Origin of the sequence: Streptomyces sp. SID4985 (assembly GCF_009863025.1) — a bacterium.
Classification (GTDB): Bacteria; Actinomycetota; Actinomycetes; order Streptomycetales; family Streptomycetaceae; genus Streptomyces.
The window spans coordinates 1-239 of record NZ_WWIR01000124.1; the positions used below are offsets into that span (position 1 = coordinate 1).

A 239-nucleotide genomic window follows, 5' to 3' on the forward strand; every position below is an offset into this window, starting at 1 on the left:
GCCGCCCCCGACGACATCGACCTCACCCGCTTCGACCGGCTCACCGCCGACGGCCTCGGCGCCCTCGCCGACGGCGACCCGGCCAAGGCCGCCGGGGTCCTCGACGACGCCCTCGCCCTCTGGCAGGGCCCGGTCGTCGCCGACCTGCCCGACCGCACCGCCGAGGCCGCCCGCTGGGAGGCGCGCCGCCTGGACGCCCTGCGCGCCCGGCACACCGCCGCCCTCGCCCTCGGCCACGC

The 239-nt window shown here is 81.6% G+C and carries 1 protein-coding gene; it reads left to right on the forward strand.

Features of this window, described 5'->3' with window-relative positions:
- Positions 1-239: BTAD domain-containing putative transcriptional regulator (locus tag GTW40_RS04865; RefSeq protein ID WP_161178898.1), on the forward strand; the 239-nt coding region annotated here is incomplete at both ends.